Consider the following 21,394-nt stretch of genomic DNA (forward strand, 5'->3'; position numbering starts at 1 on the left):
CCCTCATCTGAGGGAGGCGGAGGCGGCCCCGTCGCGGGAGAGAATGCACAGGTGACGGGGCCGGGGGAGGATCGGTGGTGGCAGTGCTTGTCAGTGGTGTCAGTGGTGTCAGCGCATCGTGTAGCGGATCGGCAGGTGCTTCAACCCGCCGACGAAGGTCGTGGCGGTCCATTCGGGCGTGCCCGCGAGCTCGATCGAGTCCAGGCGCGGCAGGAGGGCGTTGTAGAGGGCCTTGATCTCCATGCGGGCCAGCGCCGCGCCGAGGCAGTAGTGCACGCCGAAGCCGAACGCGAGGTGGCGGTTGGGGTCGCGGCCGACGTCGAAGCGGAACGGGTCGTCGAAGATGTCCTCGTCGCGGTTGGCCGAGGGGTAGGACAGCAGCACCGACTCGCCCGCGGCGATGGGCACGCCGTGCACCTCGGTGTCGCGCGTCGCGGTGCGCATGAACTCCTTGACGGGGGTGACCCAGCGGATCATCTCGTCGGTCGCGAGGGTGAGCAGGCCCGGGTCGTCCTTGAGGCGGCGCAGCTCGCCGGGGTTCTCGATGAGCGCGTGCAGGCCGCCGGAGATCGTGGAGCTCGTGGTGTCGTGCCCGGCGGTGGCGATGATGACGTAGTAAGAGGCGACGTCCACGTCGTTCAGGTACTCGCCGTCGATCTTCGCGTTGGCGATGGCGGAGGCCAGGTCGTCGGTGGGCTCGGCGCGGCGGGAGGCGGTGACCGCGTTGAAGTAGTTGAAGAAGTCGAACAGCGCGGCGAGTTGCTCTTCGGCGGTGGTGCCGCGCTGGAGCTCCTCGTCCTGCCCGCCGAACAGCTCCTGGGTGAGCTTCAGCATGCGCGGGAAGTCCGATTCGGGCAGGCCGAGCAGCGAGAGGATGACGTACAGCGGGTAGTGCACCGCGACCTGCTGGACGAAGTCGCATTCGCCGTTCAGCTCCGCGAGGCGGTCGACGTAGCGGTGGGCCAGCTCGTCGATGCGGGGCTGGAGGGCGCGCATCGCCTTCGGCCGGAACCAGTCGGCGCCGATCGCGCGCACCACCCTGTGGTGCGGGTCGTCCATGTGGATGAGCGTGGAAAGGGCCATGCCCTGGGCGCGCTGCTCTTCCTGGAGGCGGTCGAACTCGGCGTTGGCCAGCAGCGGCCGGGGCCGGTTGATCCACAGCGCGTGGTCGCGCTCGATCTCCATGATGTCGGCGTGCTTGGTGACGGCCCAGAACGGGTTGTAGTCCGGCGCCTCGACCCGGTGCACCGGGGATTCGCGGCGCAGGAGGGAGAGGTCGGCGTGCAGGCGCTCCTCGTCGAGGTAGGCCTTCGGGTCCGCGAGGGAGAGGCCGGCCTGCTCCACGGTGTTGCTCATGATCATCTCCGTGGGGGTGGGACGCGGTGCGTCTTCGGGGAGGGAGTCAAAGAGTCATTTTTCGCACTTTGTATCATGCGCGCATGGGACAGGGAAGAAGATGACCGAATCGGATTCGGCTGAGCTGGGCGCGGCGCTCGACGCGGGGCGCGTCTCCTTCATCGCCGAGGTTTTCGACCCCGTCGCGGGACCCCGGGACGACATCGACCGGCGCATCCTCGACGCGGCCCGCGCGGAGTTCGTCCAGCTGGGCATCCGGCGGGCCCGGATCGAGGAGATCGCCCGCCGGGCCGGAGTCGCCCGCGTCACCGTCCATCGCAGGTTCGTCGGCAAGGAACGCCTGCTCAAGGCAGTCCTCATCGAGGAGGCCCGCCGCGCCCTGACCCTCGCCCGCGCCCGCATCGAGGCCGAGGAGACGGTGCCGGAGAAGGTCGCCACAGGCTTCGTCCTGGCCCTCGCCTACGCCCGCGAAGGCGACCTCAGCTCCCTCCTGCGCAACGACACCATCCCGCCCCTGCCCGGTCCCTCCTCCGAAGGCGACCCGGTCGTCCTCCTCATCCGCTCCTTCCTCCTCCAGGTCCTCTACCCACCCGCCCAGGGCCCCCGCCAACTCCTCGCCGCCGACACCCTCGCCCGCCTGGTCGTCTCCCACTGCCTCTACCCCGACCCCACCCTGAACCTCGAAGACCCCGCCCAAGCCGCCACCTTCGCCCGCGACCACCTGGCCCCCATCATCACAGCGACCCCACCCCTGCCCTGAGCAACGCCCGTCACCACCTCGCCCCGTCATCACGGCGGCGCCCTTGCTCGGCTGAACACGCCCTCGGCTACAACGCCCGTAACCGCGGCGCACCCCGTCATCACGGGGATGCCCCGCTCTTCTGACAACGGGCCGCAACGCCGATCGCCACAACGCCTCTGTCGGAAGGGCGCGGTTCGCGCGCCGCGCCATCCGGCAACAGGCCCGCAGTACCTGCGCCGGCCCAGCCGCAGCGCCTCCGGAGCTCGGCTGGAACGGCCCGGCAGAGGTCGGTCAGGGGGTGGGGAGGTTGGCGTCGGCGACGAGGAGGGCGATCTGGACTCGGTTGTCGAGGTCCAGGCGGGTGAGGATCTGGGAGACGTGGGTCTTGACCGTGGACAGGGCGATGTGGAGTTCGCGGGAGATCTCGGTGTTGGACAGGCCGCGGCCGACGGCATGGGCGACCGCGTGCTCCCGATCGGCGAGCAGGCCGAGGCGGGCGCGCGCGGCGGCGGCGCGGTCGCGGCGCTCGGAGGTGCCCGTCACCTGGAGGATCAGCCCGCGCATGACGGCGGGGGAGAGAACCGGATCGCCCGCGCGGACCGTGCGGATCGCCGTGACGAGGTCCTCGGGGCGGGTGTCCTTCAGCAGGTAGCCCGCAGCCCCGGCGCGCAGCGCGTCCAGCACGTGCGCGTCGACGTGGAACGTGGTCAGGATGAGGACCTCCGGAGCGTCGGGGCGCTCGCGTACGGCCCGGGTGGCGGTGACGCCGTCGACGCCGGGCATCCGGACGTCCATGAGGACCACATCGGGCTGGTGGGCGGCCACCAGCGCGGGCACCTCGGCGCCGTCGGCCGCTTCGGCGACCACGCGCACGTCGGGTGCCCCGCCCAGCATCAGCCGCAGCCCTGCCCTGACCATCGGATCGTCGTCGACGAGCAGGACACCGATCATCGAGCCCCCTCCGGCACGCTCTTCAACTCGTGAGCAGAAGCGGTTCGCTGCTCCGGTCCGGCCCCTGGTCCAGTCTCCATCGTGGCCCCTGGCGTGGCCTCCCACTTGGTCTCCGGCTCGGCCTCTCGCTCGGTCACCGGTGTGGTCTCGGACGTGGTCTCCTGCTCCGACTCTGGCGCGGTCTTCGACGTGGTTTCTGGCTGGGCCTTCGGCACGGTCTCCGGCCAGGGCAGCCAGGCGGAGACCTGGAACACGTCTCCGCAGGGGCCCGCGGTGAGATCACCGCCGGCCATGCGGGCGCGTTCGACGAGGCCGAGGAGCCCGTGACCTTCGGGCGAAGGCACGCCCGGTGGCAGCGGGTTGGCGACCTGGATCGTGAGACCGCGCCCTGGCCCGCCCGATACGGCGACGTCGACCGCCGTGCCGGGTGCGTGCTTGCGCGCGTTCGTCAGCGTCTCCTGGACGATCCGATAGGCGGCCCGTCCGACGGAGGCGGGTGCCGCGCCCAGTTTCGGGAGGATCAGCGCGATCCTCCCGCCTGCGGCGCGCTCCTCCTCCACCAGCCGACCGAGATCTTCGAGGCAGGGCTGCGGCCGCTCGTCCGCGCCCTGCCTGGCGCGCAGTACTCCGATCACCTCGCGGAGCTCGGTGAGGGCGAGCCTGGCGTTCTCGGCGATGAGTCCGCTCGCCCGGGCGGTCTCTTCACGGCTCGCCGTCTCGTTGTACTGCAGTGCGCCCGCGTACAGGCTGAGCAGCGAGAGCCGGTGCCCGAGGACGTCGTGCATCTCCCGGGCGATCTCCTCTCTCGCCTCCTGACGGGCCCGCTCGGCGCGCAGCTCCGCGCCGGCCTCGGCGAGTTCGGCGCGTTCGCGCAGAGAGGCGAGCAGCAGCCTGCGCGAGCGGCGCCACAGGCCCCAGCCGATCGCGCTGAGCACGAGTGCGAAATAGATGAGCGCCTGCGCACGGCGCTCCGGCGGCGCCTCGGCGAACCTGATGAGGAAGGGCACGGCGGGCGTGAACGCGATGACGGCGATCCCGGCCGTCTCTCTGGCGGGACGCGCTGCGGCGACGGTGAAGACCGCGACGAGCACAGGGCCCGTCAGATAGTGCGTGATGTTGCCCAGCAGCAGCAGGACGACCGCGAGGCCGAACGCGTGGCGGCGGCGCAGGAGAAGGGCCGCGCACCCGAGCCCGCCGACGATCTGCTCGAGCTCGCGCGTGGAGAGATCTTCCGGCAGCTCCAGGTTCGGCCCGCTGAGGGCCGCGAAGCAGGCGGAGAGAACGAGGGCCGCCGCGTCCGCAGCGAGGTCCCGCCTGCTCCTGCCCGTGTGCTCCATGCCCCGAATTTATGCGCTCCCCGCCCCGGCCTGCGAGGTCACGCGGGTTTTCGGTACTTAAGTACGACTGCGGCCGATGATCGCGAGACTTAAGTCTTCCGGGCGCGGTCTTTGTGCCGAGGCGCCGACGCGGCGGGACGGGACACGATCGGGGCATGTCCTCTTCATCGGAATCCTCATCGGAATCTCGGAAGCCGCCGTCACCGGAATCTCGGAAGTCACCGCTCACCCCCGTGCGGAACGCGCTCTGCTTCGTCCTGCTCGTCGGCGGGGTGAGCGGCCTGCTGCACCTCTGGCTCGGCTGGCCGCACTTCATGGGCTTCGTCAGGTTTCTGGCGCCCAGCGGCTACGAGACCTACGCCTACCTGATCATGATCGTCCTCGGCGTCGCGGTGGGCGCGGTCGGCCCGAGATCCGACCGCGACTTACCGTCCGCGCGGGGCCGGCCGCGATCAGGCTTCGAGGGCGGCTTTGAGGTTGCGGAGGGTGGTGTCGATGTTGCGGCGCTGGAAGTCGGCGAAGGTGCTGCCGCGGGTCGCGATGCGGTCGAAGACGTCGGCGACGGAGTCGGGCCAGCCCTTGCGGTCGTCGGTCCAGATCTCGGTGACGCGCGTGCCGTCGCCTTCGGCCTCGAACCGGTACTCCCATGTCGCGATCGGCGAGGGGAGGAACGGCCGCTTCAGCCCGATCTTGCCCACCCGGAACGCGAAGTGCCGCCCTGGCTCGACCGCGGTGACCGTGCACCGGGTCGTCCGCCGGACCGGCCCGCGCCTGTTGCGACCGTCGAACACCGTCCCCAGGCGTACCGGACCCGGGTCCCGCATCGTCGCGCCCAGGTTCTCCGGGCTCCACCGGCCCATCTGCGTGGGGTCGCTCACCGCCGAGTAGGCGACGTCCGGCGCCACCTCGACGAACACGCTTCCCGTGACCACCATCGTCCGCCCCATACCGGGCTCCTCCCACGCGAGTCCCGAGAGCCTACTGGACGCCCCGTCGAACACCCGTTGGGTCCCCTGTGCCTTGGGTCCCCCGACTGGACGCAGCGGTGGGCGGCTGAGGTCCAGGGCGGGTGGCCCGACGGGCCCGCGGCAGCGGGGCGGGTTTGGGGGAGGGGCGGGGAGGAGGCGCGGGCGTGGTGGGGCGGGGGAGAATGGGGAGGTGAGTAGATCGATGGGTGGGCCGCGGAGCGGCGGGAAGTCCGCTGTTCGGGCTGGGGGGAAGGGTGCATGAGTGCGGGAGATGGCGCTGAGGCGTTCGAGGCGGCTCGGGGGCTGGCCGGGCGGGGTGACGTGCAGGGGGCCTGCGGCGCGTATGCGCGGGTGATCGAGTCCGGGGATCCGGAGTACGCGCCGCGGGCGGCGGTCGATCTCGGGCAGTTGCTGGCGGAGTGGGACCAGGCGGACGACGCGCGGGCGGCCTTCGCCGTGGCGATGGATTCCGGGCATGCCGAGCAGGGGCCGCGGGCGACGGTGCACCTGGCGCAGCTCCTCGAACGGGAGGGTGACCCGGCCGGGGCGCGGGCCGCCTATGAGACGGCGATCGGCTCCGGGCACGCCGAGCACGGTCCGAAGGCCGCCTTCGACCTGGGGGTCCTGCTGGGTGCGGGAGGCGATGTTCCGGGGGCGCGCCTCGCCTACGGGCAAGCGATCGACTCGGGCCACCCCGAGCACGCGCCGGCGGCGGCCTTCGACCTGGGTCTTCTCCTGGCCCGCGCGGGAGATGTTCCGGGGGCGCGGGCCGCCTACCAGCGGGCGATCTCCTCGGGGCACCCGGACCACGCCGCCCGGGCGGGATTCGCCCTGGGGGTGCTCCTCAAGCGCGCGGGAGACGCCGACGGCGCCCGTCCGGTGTTCGACCGCGTCATCGAGTCCGGCCATGTCCTGGCCGCCGAGGCATCCCGCCAGCGCTCGTCCCTGACCTGAAGAACGGGGCGCCGACTCACCTGAAGAACGAGGCGCCGATTCCCGCGTCCGGCCGGCGAGCCCGTCCGACGTGACCGGGCCGCGGCGGGGGCGTTCCGCTCTGGACGGCGGCGGGCATCCCCCGCCGCCGCACGCGATAAGACCGTAGAGCCGGCCGACGAGGCCGAGCTCCGCCTCGATGATCGCCCTGATGCGCTCCGCGCTGCGGACCTCGGCGGCCGGACGGGTCAGCTTCGTGATCCCCGCCGGGAGCAGGAGGCCCGCCTCCAGCAGGTGCACGGCCGTCCGGTTGAACAGCTGTCGGAAGGGGTGCCTCTTCGCATCCCGAATCCGGATGCCCGCACATGGCGGGGTGGGCTCGGGTCGGCGTGGTCGAGGTCAGGGGGCTTCGGCCGGGGTGGGGATGGCGACGGCGTCGAGAAGGCCGGGGAAGCGGGCGTCCAGGTCTTCGCGACGGAGGTGGATGATCCGGGTGTTCCCTCGGATCTCGGTGTGGACCAGGCCCGACTCGCGGAGGACCTTGAGGTGGTGCGAAAGGGTGGACTTGGCGATCGGGTACTGGAAATCGCCGCAGGGCAGGGGTCCGCGGCGGTTGAGGCGGGCGGCGATGTCGCGGCGGAGCGGGTCGCTGAGGGCGTGCAGCACCTGGTCGAGGGAGAGGTCCGCCCGGTCGGGGTGGAAGAGCGGGGTCCGCACGGGCGCCTCCTCGTCGGGGATCCGGTGCGTCGTCGGGGATCTCCCGTCGCCGCACACTCGGCACTCCTAACCTAAGGCAGGCTCACGCGGTGGCGGTCCGCGGCCGGAACACTCCTGCGGCGGCGAAGCCGGCGGCCGACGTCAGCAGGGTCGCGACCGTGAAGGCGGCGATGCCGTAGAACCCGGCGACGCCGGTGATGAGCAGGCCGCCGAGGACGGCGCCGAGGGTGGTCCCCGCGTACATCACCGCGTTCGCGAGCGACGCGACGGTGCCGCGCGCGTCGCCCGCCTCCTGCTGGAGCAGGGTCATGAAGACGGGGAACATGAACCCGACCCCGGCGACGATCAGGGACAGCAGCACGAGCGCGACCGCGAGGTTCGGCGCGAAGGGCACCGCGCAGAAGAGCGCCACCGAGTAGGCGAGCCCGAGCAGGAGCGCGCGGTGCGGCCCGATCCTGGCGGTGACGCGGCCGGTCAGCAGCGAGCCCGCCACGTTGCCGACGCCCAGCGCGACCATCGCCGCGCTCAGCGCGCCCATGCTCAGCCCGAAGTCGCGGACGAGCCAGGTGCCGATGAACGAGAAGGAGCCGAAGTTCCCCGTCTGGTAGACGAAGTAGCCGAGGAGGAAGAGCGTGAGCCTTCGGCTGCCGAGGACCGCGCCGTACAGGCGCGGCGCGTCGCGCAGCCCGCGCCCGGCTCCGGACGCGGCCGGCACCGAGGGGAACGCCTTCAGCAGCACCAGCCAGACGACGAGGGCGACCGCGCCGATCGCCCAGAAGGACAGCCGCCACGTGACGGTCGCGAGCCAGCCGCCGAGGGGGATGCCGAGGCACTGCGCGGTGGACAGGCCCGCCGTCGCGAACCCCATCGTGCGGACGATCCGGTCGGGCGGCACCAGCGCCGGGATGGACGCCCAGATCTGCGGGGAGACGAAGGCCGCGGCGGTCCCGGCGAGGAACCGCAGCGCCACCATCGACCAGAAGCCCGTCGCGCAGCCGCAGAGCGCCGTCGCGGCGCTGAAGGCCAGCAGGCCGGACAACAGGACGCGCCGCCGGTCGAGGCCGTCCGACAGGGGTCCGGCGATGAGGGCCAGCAGTGCGTATCCGAGCGCGTAGGCGCTCACCATCCAGCCGGAGACCTCGGTGGAGACGTCGAAGGCGCGCGTGAGTTCGGGCAGGAGGGGCGTGACGAGGAGGGTGTCGGTCCCGATCACGAACATCGTCGTGAATCCGACGAGGCCGATCCGGGAGGCACGGGGAGGCGCGGGCACCGCGGTGGCCGAATCGACGGAGACGTTCTCCATGCGAGGATTCCGATCTCTCATAGTTCGTTGTTCGTCGAATATCGAACTAGCGCGGCGATCGTAACAGCGCCCGCCCCGCCCGCACAGGGGAACGGGCGGACGGGAAGGGGCTCGGCGCGACGGGCGGGCGGTGCGATGCGTCCTGGCCGTCGGCAGGACCCATGGAGGCGCCGGCCCCCGGCACCGCCGTGCGAGAAAGCGCGGATCGCGGTCAGGCGCGGGGCGTGATGAGGCCGGATTCGTAGGCGACCACGACGGCCTGGGCGCGGTCCCGAAGGCCGAGCTTGGCGAAGATGCGCGCGACATGGGTCTTCACGGTGGCCTCGCTGAGGACGAGGCGGGCGGCCATCTCGGCGTTCGACAGGCCGCCGCCGAGGAGGCGCAGGACTTCGGTTTCGCGCGGAGTGAGGTCGTCGAGGCCCTCAGGGGCAGGGCCCGGTCTGGCGAAGCGCTCGACGAGCCTGCGGGTGATCGACGGGGCGAGCAGCGCGTCGCCGGTCGAGACCAGCCGGACGGACGCGACGAGGTGCTCGGGCGTGACGTCCTTGAGGAGGAACCCGCTGGCCCCGGCGGCGAGCGCGGCGTACACGTAACCGTCGAGGTCGAAGGTGGTGAGGATGAGGACCCGGCAGTCCGGGGCGTCGGCGAGGACGCGGCGGGTCGCTTCGAGGCCGTCCATCTCGGGCATGCGGAGGTCCATGAGCACCACGTCGGGCCGCAGGCGGCGTGCCTGGGCGACCGCCTCGCGGCCGTCCGCGGCCTCCCCGGCGACCTCGATGCCGCCCTTGGCGAGGATCATCCGGAAGCCGCCGCGGACCAGCGTCTGGTCGTCGGCGATCAGCACCCTCGGCGGCCCGCTCACCGGCCGTCCAACGGGAGGCGTGCGCGGACCCGATAGCCTCCGCCGAGCCTACGGCGCGCGTCCAGGTCGCCGCCGTACACCGCGACGCGTTCGCGCAGTCCGGCAAGGCCGCGGCCGTCCTTCGTCTGTGCGGGCGGCGGCGCGCCTGTGCCCGCCAGCACGGACGGCCCTGTGTTGAGCACCTCGACGCGCAGGCTGCGCGTCCCGTAGGAGACGCGCACCTCCGCGCGCGCGTCTGCCGCGCCGTGCTTGAGCGCGTTGGTCAGCGCCTCCTGGACGACCCGGTAGGCCGTGGCGTCGAGTCCGGCGGGCAGCTCCCGGGGTTCGCCGCTCACCATGACCTCGACGGGCAGGCCCGCGAACGCGACCCGGTCGACGAGCCCGCCGAGCCGGCCGAGCGTCGGCTGCGGCGTCAGCTCGTCGCCGTCGGCGGAGGGGGCGAGGACGCCGAGCAGGTGCCGCAGCTCCGTCATCGCCTCCCGCCCGGTCCGCTCGACGGCCAGCAGCGCCTCCTCGGTCTCGCCGTCGGTCCCGAGCCGGGCCGCGCCCGCCTGCACGACCATGACGCTCACGCTGTGGCTCACGATGTCGTGCAGATCGCGGGCGACCCGGGCCCGCTCGGCCTCGACCGCCTGCCGTGCCGCCCCCTCGCGCTCCCGCTCCAGGTCCCAGGTCCGCGTGCCGCGTTCGCGCAGGCGCAGCCGCCGCTCCCGCAGCGCCCACGCGCACGGGACCGCGACGAGCAGCACGACCGCCCAGACCGGAAGCATGCCGCCATTCTCCCGTCTCCGGACGCATCGGGCCATCCTCCGCGCAGCCGACCCCCGTACATCGCGCGGATGACGGGCCCGCAGAGCTACATCCGCCGCCCGATGCGCCCGCCTTCCTCCCGGTTCTACCTTCGGCGTCATGGAACAGATGGTGCAGCTCACCGGAGTGCGCAAGGAGTACGGCGAGGCGGTCGCCCTCGACGGCGTCACCCTCGCCATCGCGGCGGGTGAGGCGGTCGCGGTGATGGGCCCGTCGGGCTCGGGGAAGTCCACGCTCCTCAACATGATCGCGGGCCTGGACCGGCCCACGTCGGGCCGGATCGTCATCCACGGCGAGGACATCACCGCGCTGTCGGAGACCGCTCTGGCGCGCTACCGCCGCCGCAGGATCGGCATGGTCTTCCAGTTCTTCAACCTGCTCGACGACCTGCCGGTGCTGGAGAACGTCATGCTGACGGCCGAACTCATAGGCACGCCGCGCAAGGAGGCCAAGAAACGCGCGCTCGAACTCCTCGACGAACTCGGCGTCGCCGACCGGAGCGGCGCCTACCCCGTCGTGCTGTCGGGCGGGGAGCGGCAGCGGGTCGGCGTCGCGCGGGCGCTGATGAACCGGCCCGCGCTGCTCCTCGCCGACGAGCCGACCGGCGCGCTCGACTCCCGCTCGGGCGAGCAGGTCATGGATCTGCTGCTCGACCTCAACCAGATCGGCCAGACCCTCCTCATCGTCACCCACGACGAGCGGCTCGCCGCCCGCTGCGCCGACCGGATCGTGCACTTCGCCGACGGGACCGTCGCGCCGGAGCCCGTCCGATGAGGGCGGTGTGGCGGGCGGCGCTGCACGCGGTGCGCCGCCGCAGGCTCCAGACGGTGATCACGGGCGCGGTCCTGGCGCTGTCCACCGCGATGTCCGTGCTCGCGCTGGGCCTGCTGGTGACCGTCGACGGCCCGTACGACCGGGCCTTCGCGCAGGTGGACGGGGCCCACCTGACGGTCTCCTACGCCGGTGCGGCGGCGCGCGAGGACGTGGCGGCGACGGCCCGGGCCGAGGGTGTCACCGCCTCGGCGGGCCCGTTCCGGACGGCCCTCGCGGAGATCCCGGTGCCGAAGGACGAGGGCGTGCCGGGCGCTCCCATCTCGCTGCCGCCGGGGCCGTACCTCCTCGCCGAGCGCACCCCTTCCGACGCCGATCCCGTCGACCGGCTGACGCTCCGCGAGGGCCGCTGGGCGACCGCTCCGGGCGAGATCGTCCTGTCGGCCGCCCAGGTCCCGAGCGACTTCCCGGTGCCCGTGCTCGGCACGAAGGCGGCCTTCACCGACGGGCGGTCCTTCACGATCGTGGGCGTGGCGCGGTCCATCACCGGGTCGGCCGACGGCTGGATCGTCCCCGGGCAGCTCGCCGACGGAGGCGACCTCCAGATGCTGTACCGGCTCGCGGACACCGGGACGCCTGCGGCGGCCGTGGCGGGGGGCCTGGCCTTCAACGGGAGCCAGTCCTACCTGGTGCCGCGCCAGGAGGCCACCGACGGGGCCAAGACCGCGATCCCGTTCCTCGGCGCGTTCGGGATCGCCAGCCTGCTCGTGGCGGTGCTCATCATCGGGAACGTGGTCGGCGGGGCGGTCGTGTCGGGCATCCGGCACATCGGGGTGCTGAAGGCCATCGGGTTCACTCCCGCGCAGGTCACCGCCGTCTACCTGGTGATGATCGCGATCCCCGCGGTGCTGGGCGCGGGAGTCGGCATCGTGGTCGGCAACGCGCTGGCCCGGCTGCTCGCCGAGGCGATGGGCGTGTCCTTCGACCTGCCGACGCCCGACGGGGTGTCCGTCGCCGTGGACGTCGCGGCGTTCGCCGGGGTCCTCGCGGTCGCCGCCGTCACCGCGCTCGTCCCCGCCGTGCGGGCCGGGCGGCTGCCCGCGGCGCTGGCGCTCGGCGCGGGACCGCGTTCGGCGCGCGGCCGGGCGCAGCGCGTCCAACTGCTGCTCGCGCGGACGCGGCTGCCGCGCGCGGTCAGCCTCGGGCTGGGCCTGCCGTTCGCCCGCCCGGGCCGCTCGTTCCTGACCGTCGGCGCGGTGCTGATGGGCGTGGCGGCCGCGGTCTTCTCCTTCGGTCTCCAGCAGACCATCAACGCCTACTACGGGGACGAAAGCCGCGAGGGCGTCTACCAGGTCGGCGCGACCGGCGACCGCGCCGACGTCGAAGGCAGGCCCGGCACCGCGAAGGTCGTCTCGACGCAGATCGAGGAGGGGCGCGTCGCCGGGACGTCCCGCACGGTCACGGTCCAGGCCTACGAGGGCGACCCGGCGGACTCGCACGGCTACCGGCTCACCGGGGGCCGCTGGCTGCGCGGCCCCGGCGAGGTCGTCGCGACCGGGCCGCTGCTCAGCAAGGCCGGCCTGAGGATCGGCGACGTCATCACGGCGGCCGCCGAATCCCGGCAGCTCCGCCTCACCATCGTCGGCACCGCCATCCAGGACGACGACCACGCCCTGATGACCGATCCGGCGTCCCTGCGCTCGCTCTTCCCCGACGCGGCCTTCCGGGACCTGGAGATCACCCTCGCCCCCGGCACTTCGGCCGACGACTTCGTCGCGTCCCTGCGCGCCGACGGCCTCAGCGCCTACGCCCTCACCGAGAACGGCGACACGGGCCGCACCGTGGTCCTCGCCCTCATGGCGGTCCTCACCCTCGGCATCGCCGCGATCGCCGGACTCGGCGTCTTCAACACCGTCGTCCTCAACACCCGCGACCGGGCCCGCGACTTCGGCATCCTCAAGTCCCTGGGCGCGACCCCGCGCCAGGTCCTCGCCATAGTCCTGTCCTCGATGGCGCTCCTGGGCCTGACCGGCGGCCTCCTGGGCATCCCTCTGGGCCTCGCCGCCTACGCCCGCGTCCTCCCGATGATCGCCTCCTCCGGAGGCGTCGACCTCCCCTACGGCATCACCGAGATCTACCCCTGGCTCTCCCTGGTCCTCTTCACCCTCGCCGGCACCGCGATAGCCCTGGCCGGCGCGTTCATCCCCGCCACCTGGGCCGCCCGCACCACCACCGCGGCGGCCCTCCGCTCCGAATAGCGCCGCGGGCCCGCTCTCCAAACCGGGAGCGGGCCCGCGCCGTCGGTCAGACGAGGGCGGCGGCGAGGCGGCGCCATTCGGCGCGAGGGAAGGCGCGTTGGTCGGCGGTGAGGACCTGGAGGGCGACGTGGTCGGCGCCCGCGGCGCGGTGCTCGGCCACGCGGGCGGCGATGGCGGACTCGTCGCCCCAGGCGAGGAAGGCGTTGAAGAGGGCGTCGCTGACGGTGTCGATGTCGTCCTGGGTGAAGCCCAGGCGCAGGACGTTGTTGGCGTAGTTCGGCAGGGACAGGTACGACTTGAGCCAGTCGGTGCCGATGGCGCGGGCCTCGTCGGCGGAGGACGTCAGGATGACGGTCTGCTCGGGCAGGACCAGGGGGCCTTCGCCGAGGGCCTCGCGGGCGACGCGGGTGTGCTCGGGCGTCACCAGGTAGGGGTGGACTCCGTGCGCGCGCCTACCGGCGAGGTCCAGCATCTTCGGGCCGAGGGCCGCGAGGACGCGGGAGGCGGTCGGGACGGGCGGGGCCGCCGCGTCGAGGCCGTCGAGGAAGGCGCCCATCGCGGCGAGGGGGCGTCGGTAGCGGCCTTCCTCGGCCTGGTCCACGAGCGGGGCGTGGCTGACGCCGATGCCCATGAGGAAGCGGTCGCCGTGCGCCGCGGTGAGGGAGGCGTGGGCGGCGGCGGCGACCTCGGGCTCGTGCATCCAGAGGTTGAGGATGCCGGTCGCGACGACGGTCTCGCGGGTCGCGGACAGGAGGTTGCCCACGGCGTCGAAGACGGGCCCGCCGACGTCGGGGATCCAGAGCGCGCTGTATCCGAGTTCTTCGAGCTCCGCGGCGGCCTCGGCGGCCTCCTCCGCCTTGCCGTACCGCAGCTGCTGGCTCCACACACCCACACCGGAGAGCTCCATGGACGCCCCTTTCGTTCGTTTCGTCGGTGGCGGGCCCGGGTCGGCCGCGCACCTCATCAAGATCGGTTGTCGGCCGCACTCTATTCCCCCGGCCTCCCGCGTCCCGGCCACGACGGGGCGCGACGGTGGGGCGGGTTCGGCGGTCGAAACACGCGGAAGGTGTAATCCGGAGAATTCCCCAGGCGGTGGCCTAGTCTCACGGCCATGAGCGAGTCCGGGGTGTCCCATGCCGCGACCGCCGCGTGACGGCGGCGCGCGCAGGCCGCCGCCCGGCAGGCCCGCCGTCCGCCGCCGTCCGCCTGAGCGGACCGACAGCCCGCGCGCCAAGGGCGGCCGTGCGCGCCGTCGCCCTTCACCGATGCCGCTGTCGCCCCCGGCCAGAAGGCTCAACGCGGCCCTGCTGATCGTCGCGTTCCTCATCGCGCTGTGCGCCGGGCGCCTCGTGCGCGTCCAGGGCCTCGACGCCCCGGCCTACGCCGAACGGGCCCGCGTCCAGCGCGAGCACCGGATCGAGCTGCACGCCGAGCGCGGGCCCATCACCGACGCGAGCGGCGCCCGCCTCGCCATGAGCCAGGACGCGTTCGGCGTCTTCGCCGACCCGTCCCTGGTCCAAGCCGCCGAGCGGGAGGAACTCGCCGCCCGGCTGGCCGGTGTGCTCGGTCTCGACCCGGCGGGCGTCGCGGCGCGCCTGGCCGAGCCGAAGACCCGGTACGTCGAGATCGCGCACCGGGTCCCGCCGGAGCGCGCGAAGCTCATTACCGCGCTCGGGCACCGCGCGATCGGCACGTTCGCCGAGCCGCGCCGCGTCTACCCCGCCGACGTGCTCGCCGCGCACCTCGTCGGTTTCGTCAAGGCCGACGGCGACGGCGGCGCGGGCCTGGAGTTCCAGTACGACGCGCTGCTGAAGGGCACCGACGGCTGGCAGCAGGTCGAACTGGACGGAGGCCGCCGCAGGATCCCGCTGGGCGACGGACGCGGTGTGCCGCCCGTCGCGGGCCGGGGGCTCAGGCTCACCATCGACCAGGACGTCCAGTGGAAGGCCGGGGAGCTCATCGCGCAGGCCGTCGAGGAGCACGACGCCGACTGGGGCACCGCGATCGTCATGACCCCCGACCAGCGGATCCTCGCCATGGCCTCCGCGCCGGTCTTCGACCCGAACGCCTACCAGGAGGCGCCCGCGTCGGCGCTTCGCAACCTCGCCGTCGAGGAGCCGTTCGAGCCCGGCTCCACCGGCAAGGTCGTCACCGCGGCGGCGCTGCTGGAGGAGGGCCTGGCCGCGCCCGAGCAGGTGTTCACTGTGCCGTACTCGATCCGGCGGGCGGGCGAGGAGTTCCATGACGCGAAGTGGCATCCGACCCAGCGGCTGACGTTCGCGGGCGTCCTTGCCGCGTCGAGCAACGTCGGCACGATCCTGGCCGGGGAGCCCCTCGCGAACGAGGACCTGTACCGCTACCTGCGGGCGTTCGGGCTCGCCGAGCCGACGGGGGTCGGCCTTCCCGGCGAGACGTCCGGGCTGCTCGCGCCGCCCGGGGAGTGGAGCGGCGCCGACCGCTACCCGATCTCCTACGGGCAGGCGGTGTCCGTCAGCTCCCTGCAGATGGCGAGCGTCTACGCGACGATCGCGAACGGGGGCGTCCGGGTCGCCCCGACGGTCGTCGCCGGGACCTACGACGCCGGGGGCGGGTTCGAGCCCGCGCCGGAGCCGCCGCGCCGCCGGGTGGTCGGCGAGGGCACCGCGCGGCAGGTGAGCGCGATGCTGGAGGCCGCCGTCGACCGCGGCACCGCCCGCGAAGCGGCCCTGGGCGGCTACCGGGTGGCGGGCAAGACAGGCACCGCGAACCGCTACGACCCGGCGAAACCGAACCCGGACGGGACGGTCGGCGGGTACGACGGCCACACCGGCATGTTCGCGGGCTTCGCCCCGGCCGACGACCCGAAGGCCGTCGTCCAGATCGTGCTCCAGAATCCCCGCAAGGGCTACTTCGGAGGCGACGTGGCGGCCCCGGTGTTCCGCGCGCTGCTCGACTTCTCCCTGCGCACCCTCAAGGTCCCGCCGACGGGGACCGTCCCTCCCGCGCTGCGCCTGACGGACGACTGACGAGGAGGGCCCCGGAGCCGTTCGCGGAACTGCGGTGAATCGTCAGCCGCCGCCCTTTTCGGCGAGCAGTGCGAGGAGTTCGCGCTCCCGCTCGGCGCTGAGGCCCGCGCCGCGCGGCCGGTCGAGGCCCTGCGCCCGCTCCCAGGCGAGGGTGTCGGCGATCATGTCGGCGCGCGGACGGTGGCGGAGGCCCGCGCGGAGGGCGGCCCGGCCGCTGCGGGCGGTGAATCCGGCGAGGGCGGGGTCGGCGAGCCACAGCGGTAGCGAGTCCGGGCCCGCCCACTCCGCGACGCCCTGGGCGAGCAGCCAGGCGGGGTCGGCGGCGACGACGGGGCCCGTGTGTCCGGCGGCCGCACGGGACAGGCCGGTCCATTCGGCGAAGGGGAGGACCGGGCCCACGGCGTCGTAGGCGCCCGTCGTGCCCTGCTCTGCGGAGTCGAGGAGCCAATCGGCGAGGTCGCGGACGTCGACGACCTGGGTGGGGAGGCCGGGGGCGTCGGGCACGAGAAGCGGGCCCCGCGGGTCGCGGGCGGCGCGCGCGGCCCAGTGGCCGGTGCGCCCCGTGTGGTCGCCGGGGCCGCCGATGAGGCCCGCCCGCGCGACGAGGAGCCGGTCGCCCGCAGCTGCGCGGGACGCCTCCTCGCAGGCCGCCTTCGCCTCCCCGTACACCGCGCGGTCCGCCTCGCGGCGGCCGGTCGCGGGCAGGACCGCCGCGGACTCGTCGGCACCGGCCTCGGCGTGGGAGGCGTAGACGCTGCACGACGACACGTAGGTCCAGTGCCCGGCGCGGTCGGCGAGCGCGGCGAGCGCGTCCCGGACGAAGCCGGGCTGCCACGAGACCTCGACGACCGCGTCCCAGTCCCGGTCGGGCAGCGCCCGGTAGGCGGCGGGGTCGCGTCGGTCGGCCGTCACGAGATCGGTTCCCGGAGCCGCCGCGCCGCTCTCCCCGCGCGCCAGGCACGTCACCCGGTGGCCCCTGGCCGTCGCCCGCGCCGCCACTTCCCGTCCGACCCAGGCGGTTCCGCCCAGTACGAGGATCTCCATGCGCTCCATCCGATCATCCGGAGGCCGTCCCGCGCGCCGTCCTCTGCCGACGGCAGAGAAAAGCGACGGCGGGGATCCGAGGACGGGGAAGGACAGGGAAAAGGAAGAGGCCCGGCCGGGGGCCGGGCCTCAGGGGAGGTGCGCAGGGGTCAGCTGTTGGGGATGACCGCGGCGAGGGGAAGGCTGCCCGAGGGGGCGAGGAAGGTGTTGAGGTACGAGCCGCAGGTGCTCAGGTCGTCGGAGTCGGTGCAGTAGTGCGTGGCGGTGTACGAGCCGGTCGCCAGGTCCTTGGCCCAGGTGGCGGCCATGCCGCGCAGGCGGGCGGTCTGGGTGGAGTTCGGCGAGCACAGCGCGCCGGCGACGCCGATCACGTCGGTGTTCTCACCCTCGGAGTCGATGTGGCAGGAGCCGCCGTTGGGCGAGCCGAGCACGTACTTGGTCCAGACGAGCTGGACGCCGACGAAGTCCGCGCCGAGGTCGGCGAGGGCGCCGAAGGAGTTGTTGAACAGGTTGATGACGCTCGGGCGGGCCGCGACGGACAGGACCGGGCGGGCGCCGTTCTGGGAGATGGCCTGCAGGTTGGCGGTGAAGCCGTCGCTGGCGACCGGGTCGAAGAGGATCGCGCCCTTGAGGTTCGCGTAGCCGTCGTTGTTGAGCTTGGCGCCGACCGCGGAGGCGAAGTGGCCGCCGGCGGAGTGCCCGCCGACGATGTACTTCACGGGCAGGGCCTTGCCGCTCGGCGGCGTCAGGGTGCGGGCGGAGAGCGCCGCGCCCAGGGTGTTCGCGAGGTCGGCGTTGCCGCCGGTCATGTCGGCGTTGACGCAGAAGACCATGACGCCCTGCTCGGCGATGGCCTTCGAGGTGCCGCGCAGGTTGCCGCAGCCGCGGCTGAAGCCGTGCTCGACGAGCGCGAGCGCGGTCGCGGTGCCGTTCGGGAAGTACCAGTCGGTGCTGTAGGACGAGCCGCCGATGGTGATGGTCTCGTTCACACAGGTGGAGGTGGACGAGGAGTAGTTGTTGCAGGTGACCGCGGCGCTCGCGGGCGTGGCCGCGACGAGGGGCGCCACGAGTGCGGCGGCCGCGGCGACGACGGCGGCCAGGACCTTGCGCGGCCGGCGGATGGTGACCTTCACTGTCTCTCCTGTGCTCGGTGCTGCGTTGGGGGGTGTGAGCCCGCCGGGAACCCGCTGGTGACGGGCCCCGGACGGTGCAGGAACGGAAACTATGTTCCGCACAGTAGAACGATGTATCCCATCAAGAAATACTCCCGTCGCGGTATTTTCAACGGGAGTTCACTGTGATACGAGCGCCGTGGCCTGCGGAAACGCCGCAAAAGTGAGTGAAATTCTCATTTGGCGACCGTAAGGGGCCAAAATTCCCTATTAATGTCGCCCTGAACCAGCCCTTTCGGATGTCCAGGTGGTCACTTTTTTTAGGAGGGGTCTCGCGGCGGGACACGTGGGACGAATGTCCGTTTCCACGCTAGGGTCTGCGGCAGGCGGTGAGAGGACGCGCATGACGGACCCGGGGCCCGCGGGGATGCCCGCGGAATGGGCGCCGCACGCCCGCACGTGGATGGCGTTCCCCACGGCGAACGCCACTTTCGCGAGCGGACCGGAACTCGCCGCCGCACGGACGGCCTGGGCACGGGTCGCGAACACCGTCGCGCGGTACGAGCCCGTCACCGTCCTGGTGCACCCCGGCGACCCGTGCGAGGAGCTGGACCGGCGGGTCGAGGTCGTCCGCGTGCCCCTGGACGACGCGTGGCTGCGCGACACCGGACCGACGTTCGTGCGCGCGCCGGGCGGCGGCCTGCACGCGGTGGACTGGGCGTTCAACGGCTGGGGCGCCCAGGAATGGGCGGCCTGGGAGCGCGACGGCCTCCTCGCGCGGAGCGTCGCCGAACTCGCCGGGGTGCCGCGCGTCGCGTCGCGGCTGACCCAGGAGGGCGGCGGCCTCCACGTGGACGGCGCGGGGACGGTCCTGCTCACCGACACCGTCCAGCTCGACCCCGACCGCAATCCCGGCTGGACCCGCGCCGCCGTCGAGGCCGAGGTCCACGCAAGGCTCGGCACCACCAAGGCGATCTGGCTCCCGCGCGGCCTCACCGCCGACTACGGCGAGTTCGGCACCCGCGGGCACGTCGACATCGTCGCGGCGTTCACCGCCCCCGGCCGCGTCGTGGTGCACACCCAGCCCGACCCCGGCCATCCCGACCACGAGGTCGGCAGGGAGGTCGCCGAACTCCTGCGGGAGGCGACCGACGCCAGAGGAGAGCGGATCGAGGTCGTGGAACTGCGCGCGCCGACCGTCACCGAAGCGGGCGGCGAACTCGTGGACTACTCCTACGTCAACCACTACGTGGCGAACGGGGTCGTCGTGCTGTGCGCGTTCGACGACCCGCGCGACGCCGAAGCCTCCGCCGTGCTCCGGCGCGCTCACCCCGGCCGGGAGGTCGTCCTCGTGGACGCGCGGGACATCTTCCGGTTCGGCGGCGGCGTCCACTGCATCACCCAGCAGCAACCGCTTCAGGAGGCGCCCCCGTGGAACTGATCACCGCCCCGCCGACCGGTTCCCCGGCCCGGGTCGCGCCCCCCGAGCGGGGCTCCCTCACCGTCGGCCTCGTCCAGACGCGCTGGCACGCCGACCCCGCCGAGCACGCCGCGGTCCTCCTCGACGGCATCGCGACCGCCGCCGCGGCGGGTGCGGAGGCCGTCTTCCTCCCGGAACTGACCCTTTCGCGGTACCCGGCCGACACCCGGCCGTCCGGCGACGCGACGGCCGCCGCCGAGGACCTGGAGACCGGTCCGACGCGCGCGTTCGCCGCCAGGGCCGCCGCCGAGCACGGCGTGCACGTGCACGCCTCGCTGTACGAGCGCGCGCCGGGCGGCGACGGCCTCGGCCTCAACACCGCGATCCTCGTCGCCCCCGACGGGTCGCTCGCCGGGCGGCGCCGCAAGACCCACATCCCGCGGACCGCCGGCTACTACGAGGACCACTACTTCCGGCCCGGCCCCGCCGACCCCGAGGCGCTCGCCCCGGTCGACCTCGCCGGGAAGGCGGCGATCGGGATGCCCACCTGCTGGGACGAGTGGTTCCCGGAGGTGGCCCGCGCGTACGCGCTCGCCGGAGCCGACGTCATCGCCTACCCGACCGCGATCGGCTCCGAGCCCGACCACCCCGCGTTCGACACCGCCCCGCTGTGGCGGCAGGTGATCGTCGGCCACGGCATCGCGAACGGCACGTTCATGGTCGTCCCCAACCGCTGGGGCACCGAAGGGCTCATCACCTTCTACGGCAGCTCGTTCATCTCCGACCCCTACGGCCGCGTCCTCGCCGAAGCGCCCCGCGCCGCCGACGCCGTCCTCGTCGCCGCCCTCGACCTCGACCAGCGCCGCGACTGGCTCACCCTCTTCCCCTTCTTCACCACTCGCCGCCCCGACCTCTACGCGCCCCTCACCGAGCCCGTCGCCCCGCCCCCGCGCTCCTGACGGCCGCGCGGGGACGGCGTCTCGCCCCCGCGTAAGACCGTCAGTCGGTGTGGCCGTCGAGCCAGTCGGTGAGGGTGGTCTCCCAGTCCTCGTCGGCCACCTCGTCGTGGGGGATCTGGTAGCCGCCCGCGGAGTCGCCGCCGCCGATCGCGACGGTCAGGTCGCCGGCGGTGGCGACGAAGGTCAGCTCGACGGAGCTGACGGCGCCCGCGTACTCGGGCGGGGTCAGGAACTCGATCTCCTGGTAGAAGGGGAGTTCCTGGTCGTCGAAGAGCTCGGCGGCCTCCACATCGGCGCCCTTGAGCGAGAAGCCGAGCGCGGCGAACGCGTCGAGGACGGCCTGCTGCGACGGCAGGGGGCGGACCGAGATCGGGTCGAGGTCGCCCTTGTCGAGCGCCCCGGCGATCTCCAGCTCGGTCCGGACGCCGACGGACGTGCCCGCGAGCGGGTTCCCGTCGACCTCGGTCAGCGGCAGCTCCCACGGCAGCTCGATCTCGAAGGCGAAGACGTGCTCCTCCTCGGCGCCCAGCTCGAACGGCTCGGCGATCGCGACCCGGTGGAAGGCGATGGTGCCGGCGTACTCGCCGTCTTCTCCCTCGCCTTCGAAGTCCTCGTACTCGACCTCGGCGCGGGTGACCAGGCTGAGCGCGATCGCCCGTACGTCGACGTCGTGGTCGCCGCCGGTGATCCGGACCTCGCCCTGGAGCACGCCGCCGGGCGTCACGTCGGTCTCGTGCAGCACGGTCTCGACCGTCGGGCCTCCGACGCCCAGTGCCCGCGCCAGCCTTTTGAAGATCACAGTGTTCCTCTCCCGAAGCCTCGAAGCGGGCACCGTACCGAAAGCGG

General features: G+C 73.1%; 19 protein-coding genes. 7 read left to right on the forward strand and 12 right to left on the reverse strand.

Annotated features, from left to right (window positions below):
- Positions 1 to 108: 108 nt before the first annotated feature.
- Positions 109 to 1,356: a cytochrome P450 gene (locus tag ACYVOM_RS28865; RefSeq protein ID WP_460306681.1), complete on the reverse strand. Its 1,248-nt coding sequence runs from the start codon at positions 1,354 to 1,356 to the stop codon at positions 109 to 111.
- 100 nt (positions 1,357 to 1,456) lie between these two features.
- Between ACYVOM_RS28865 and ACYVOM_RS28870 the strand changes: the two genes are divergently transcribed.
- The gene (locus ACYVOM_RS28870; protein ID WP_460306682.1) at positions 1,457 to 2,116 is read left to right on the forward strand and encodes a TetR/AcrR family transcriptional regulator; all 660 of its coding nucleotides are present in this window, start codon (positions 1,457 to 1,459) and stop codon (positions 2,114 to 2,116) included.
- 273 nt (positions 2,117 to 2,389) lie between these two features.
- Here the strand turns inward: ACYVOM_RS28870 and ACYVOM_RS28875 are convergent, their stop codons facing one another.
- From ACYVOM_RS28875 to ACYVOM_RS28885, 3 genes are all read right to left on the reverse strand, one after another.
- A complete protein-coding gene (locus tag ACYVOM_RS28875; RefSeq protein ID WP_460306683.1) occupies positions 2,390 to 3,049 on the reverse strand; it encodes a response regulator transcription factor in 660 nt (219 codons plus the stop codon).
- On the reverse strand, positions 3,046 to 4,386 hold the full coding sequence (locus tag ACYVOM_RS28880) for a histidine kinase (RefSeq protein ID WP_460306684.1): 1,341 nt from the start codon (positions 4,384 to 4,386) through the stop codon (positions 3,046 to 3,048). The genes ACYVOM_RS28875 and ACYVOM_RS28880 overlap by 4 nt, the downstream gene beginning before the upstream one ends.
- A 452-nt stretch (positions 4,387 to 4,838) precedes the next feature.
- Entirely contained in the window at positions 4,839 to 5,333 is a 495-nt protein-coding gene (locus ACYVOM_RS28885; RefSeq protein WP_460306685.1) for an SRPBCC family protein, read from the reverse strand.
- A gap of 279 nt (positions 5,334 to 5,612) precedes the next feature.
- Between ACYVOM_RS28885 and ACYVOM_RS28890 the strand changes: the two genes are divergently transcribed.
- Positions 5,613 to 6,308, forward strand: a complete 696-nt coding sequence (locus ACYVOM_RS28890) for a tetratricopeptide repeat protein (protein WP_460306686.1) — start codon at positions 5,613 to 5,615, stop codon at positions 6,306 to 6,308.
- A gap of 378 nt (positions 6,309 to 6,686) precedes the next feature.
- Here the strand turns inward: ACYVOM_RS28890 and ACYVOM_RS28895 are convergent, their stop codons facing one another.
- The 4 genes from ACYVOM_RS28895 to ACYVOM_RS28910 all read right to left on the reverse strand — a co-directional run bounded on the left by ACYVOM_RS28895 (position 6,687) and on the right by ACYVOM_RS28910 (position 9,939).
- A complete protein-coding gene (locus ACYVOM_RS28895) occupies positions 6,687 to 7,004 on the reverse strand; it encodes an ArsR/SmtB family transcription factor (protein ID WP_460306687.1) in 318 nt (105 codons plus the stop codon).
- An 82-nt stretch (positions 7,005 to 7,086) separates the two neighbouring features.
- Entirely contained in the window at positions 7,087 to 8,307 is a 1,221-nt protein-coding gene (locus ACYVOM_RS28900; protein ID WP_460306688.1) for an MFS transporter, read from the reverse strand.
- A gap of 211 nt (positions 8,308 to 8,518) precedes the next feature.
- Positions 8,519 to 9,169: a response regulator gene (locus ACYVOM_RS28905; RefSeq protein ID WP_460306689.1), complete on the reverse strand. Its 651-nt coding sequence runs from the start codon at positions 9,167 to 9,169 to the stop codon at positions 8,519 to 8,521.
- A complete protein-coding gene (locus ACYVOM_RS28910; protein ID WP_460306690.1) occupies positions 9,166 to 9,939 on the reverse strand; it encodes a sensor histidine kinase in 774 nt (257 codons plus the stop codon). Before ACYVOM_RS28910 ends, ACYVOM_RS28905 begins: the two co-directional genes overlap by 4 nt.
- Positions 9,940 to 10,078: 139 nt before the next feature.
- Here ACYVOM_RS28910 and ACYVOM_RS28915 point away from each other — a divergent pair, with 139 nt between their 5' ends.
- Both ACYVOM_RS28915 and ACYVOM_RS28920 read left to right on the forward strand, forming a co-directional pair.
- Positions 10,079 to 10,753: an ABC transporter ATP-binding protein gene (locus ACYVOM_RS28915; RefSeq protein WP_460306691.1), complete on the forward strand. Its 675-nt coding sequence runs from the start codon at positions 10,079 to 10,081 to the stop codon at positions 10,751 to 10,753.
- Complete coding sequence (locus ACYVOM_RS28920) at positions 10,750 to 13,008, forward strand: ABC transporter permease (protein WP_460306692.1); 2,259 nt, start codon at positions 10,750 to 10,752, stop codon at positions 13,006 to 13,008. The genes ACYVOM_RS28915 and ACYVOM_RS28920 overlap by 4 nt, the downstream gene beginning before the upstream one ends.
- Before the next feature lie 46 nt (positions 13,009 to 13,054).
- Here the strand turns inward: ACYVOM_RS28920 and ACYVOM_RS28925 are convergent, their stop codons facing one another.
- On the reverse strand, positions 13,055 to 13,915 hold the full coding sequence (locus tag ACYVOM_RS28925) for an LLM class F420-dependent oxidoreductase (RefSeq protein ID WP_460306693.1): 861 nt from the start codon (positions 13,913 to 13,915) through the stop codon (positions 13,055 to 13,057).
- A gap of 226 nt (positions 13,916 to 14,141) precedes the next feature.
- Between ACYVOM_RS28925 and ACYVOM_RS28930 the strand changes: the two genes are divergently transcribed.
- Entirely contained in the window at positions 14,142 to 16,013 is a 1,872-nt protein-coding gene (locus tag ACYVOM_RS28930) for a peptidoglycan D,D-transpeptidase FtsI family protein (protein ID WP_460306694.1), read from the forward strand.
- Between the two features lie 42 nt (positions 16,014 to 16,055).
- On the opposite strand, the gene ACYVOM_RS28935 is transcribed toward ACYVOM_RS28930, so the two are convergent.
- Together ACYVOM_RS28935 and ACYVOM_RS28940 are read right to left on the reverse strand one after the other, a co-directional pair.
- On the reverse strand, positions 16,056 to 17,057 hold the full coding sequence (locus ACYVOM_RS28935) for an NAD-dependent epimerase/dehydratase family protein (RefSeq protein ID WP_460306695.1): 1,002 nt from the start codon (positions 17,055 to 17,057) through the stop codon (positions 16,056 to 16,058).
- Between the two features lie 149 nt (positions 17,058 to 17,206).
- On the reverse strand, positions 17,207 to 18,190 hold the full coding sequence (locus ACYVOM_RS28940) for a hypothetical protein (RefSeq protein ID WP_460306696.1): 984 nt from the start codon (positions 18,188 to 18,190) through the stop codon (positions 17,207 to 17,209).
- Positions 18,191 to 18,572: 382 nt separating this feature from the next.
- Here ACYVOM_RS28940 and ACYVOM_RS28945 point away from each other — a divergent pair, with 382 nt between their 5' ends.
- Together ACYVOM_RS28945 and ACYVOM_RS28950 are read left to right on the forward strand one after the other, a co-directional pair.
- On the forward strand, positions 18,573 to 19,610 hold the full coding sequence (locus ACYVOM_RS28945) for an agmatine deiminase family protein (protein WP_460306697.1): 1,038 nt from the start codon (positions 18,573 to 18,575) through the stop codon (positions 19,608 to 19,610).
- Positions 19,601 to 20,548 (forward strand): nitrilase-related carbon-nitrogen hydrolase, encoded by a 948-nt coding sequence (locus ACYVOM_RS28950; RefSeq protein WP_460306698.1) that lies wholly within the window; start codon positions 19,601 to 19,603, stop codon positions 20,546 to 20,548. The genes ACYVOM_RS28945 and ACYVOM_RS28950 overlap by 10 nt, the downstream gene beginning before the upstream one ends.
- A 40-nt stretch (positions 20,549 to 20,588) precedes the next feature.
- Here ACYVOM_RS28950 and ACYVOM_RS28955 read toward each other — a convergent pair whose 3' ends face one another.
- Entirely contained in the window at positions 20,589 to 21,347 is a 759-nt protein-coding gene (locus ACYVOM_RS28955; RefSeq protein WP_460306699.1) for a sporulation protein, read from the reverse strand.
- Positions 21,348 to 21,394 lie beyond the last annotated feature (47 nt).

The organism is Actinocorallia aurea (assembly GCF_054783995.1).

Excerpts from the sequence above, each read along its gene's own strand:
- ACYVOM_RS28865 (WP_460306681.1), bottom strand. The coding sequence starts at position 1,356 with ATGAGCAACACCGTGGAGCAGGCCGGCCTCTCCCTCGCGGACCCGAAG.
- ACYVOM_RS28870 (WP_460306682.1), top strand. The coding sequence starts at position 1,457 with ATGACCGAATCGGATTCGGCTGAGCTGGGCGCGGCGCTCGACGCGGGG.
- ACYVOM_RS28875 (WP_460306683.1), bottom strand. The coding sequence starts at position 3,049 with ATGATCGGTGTCCTGCTCGTCGACGACGATCCGATGGTCAGGGCAGGG.
- ACYVOM_RS28880 (WP_460306684.1), bottom strand. The coding sequence starts at position 4,386 with ATGGAGCACACGGGCAGGAGCAGGCGGGACCTCGCTGCGGACGCGGCG.
- ACYVOM_RS28885 (WP_460306685.1), bottom strand. The coding sequence starts at position 5,333 with ATGGGGCGGACGATGGTGGTCACGGGAAGCGTGTTCGTCGAGGTGGCG.
- ACYVOM_RS28890 (WP_460306686.1), top strand. The coding sequence starts at position 5,613 with ATGAGTGCGGGAGATGGCGCTGAGGCGTTCGAGGCGGCTCGGGGGCTG.
- ACYVOM_RS28900 (WP_460306688.1), bottom strand. The coding sequence starts at position 8,307 with ATGGAGAACGTCTCCGTCGATTCGGCCACCGCGGTGCCCGCGCCTCCC.
- ACYVOM_RS28910 (WP_460306690.1), bottom strand. The coding sequence starts at position 9,939 with ATGCTTCCGGTCTGGGCGGTCGTGCTGCTCGTCGCGGTCCCGTGCGCG.
- ACYVOM_RS28915 (WP_460306691.1), top strand. The coding sequence starts at position 10,079 with ATGGAACAGATGGTGCAGCTCACCGGAGTGCGCAAGGAGTACGGCGAG.
- ACYVOM_RS28920 (WP_460306692.1), top strand. The coding sequence starts at position 10,750 with ATGAGGGCGGTGTGGCGGGCGGCGCTGCACGCGGTGCGCCGCCGCAGG.
- ACYVOM_RS28925 (WP_460306693.1), bottom strand. The coding sequence starts at position 13,915 with ATGGAGCTCTCCGGTGTGGGTGTGTGGAGCCAGCAGCTGCGGTACGGC.
- ACYVOM_RS28930 (WP_460306694.1), top strand. The coding sequence starts at position 14,142 with ATGCCGCGACCGCCGCGTGACGGCGGCGCGCGCAGGCCGCCGCCCGGC.
- ACYVOM_RS28935 (WP_460306695.1), bottom strand. The coding sequence starts at position 17,057 with ATGGAGATCCTCGTACTGGGCGGAACCGCCTGGGTCGGACGGGAAGTG.
- ACYVOM_RS28945 (WP_460306697.1), top strand. The coding sequence starts at position 18,573 with ATGACGGACCCGGGGCCCGCGGGGATGCCCGCGGAATGGGCGCCGCAC.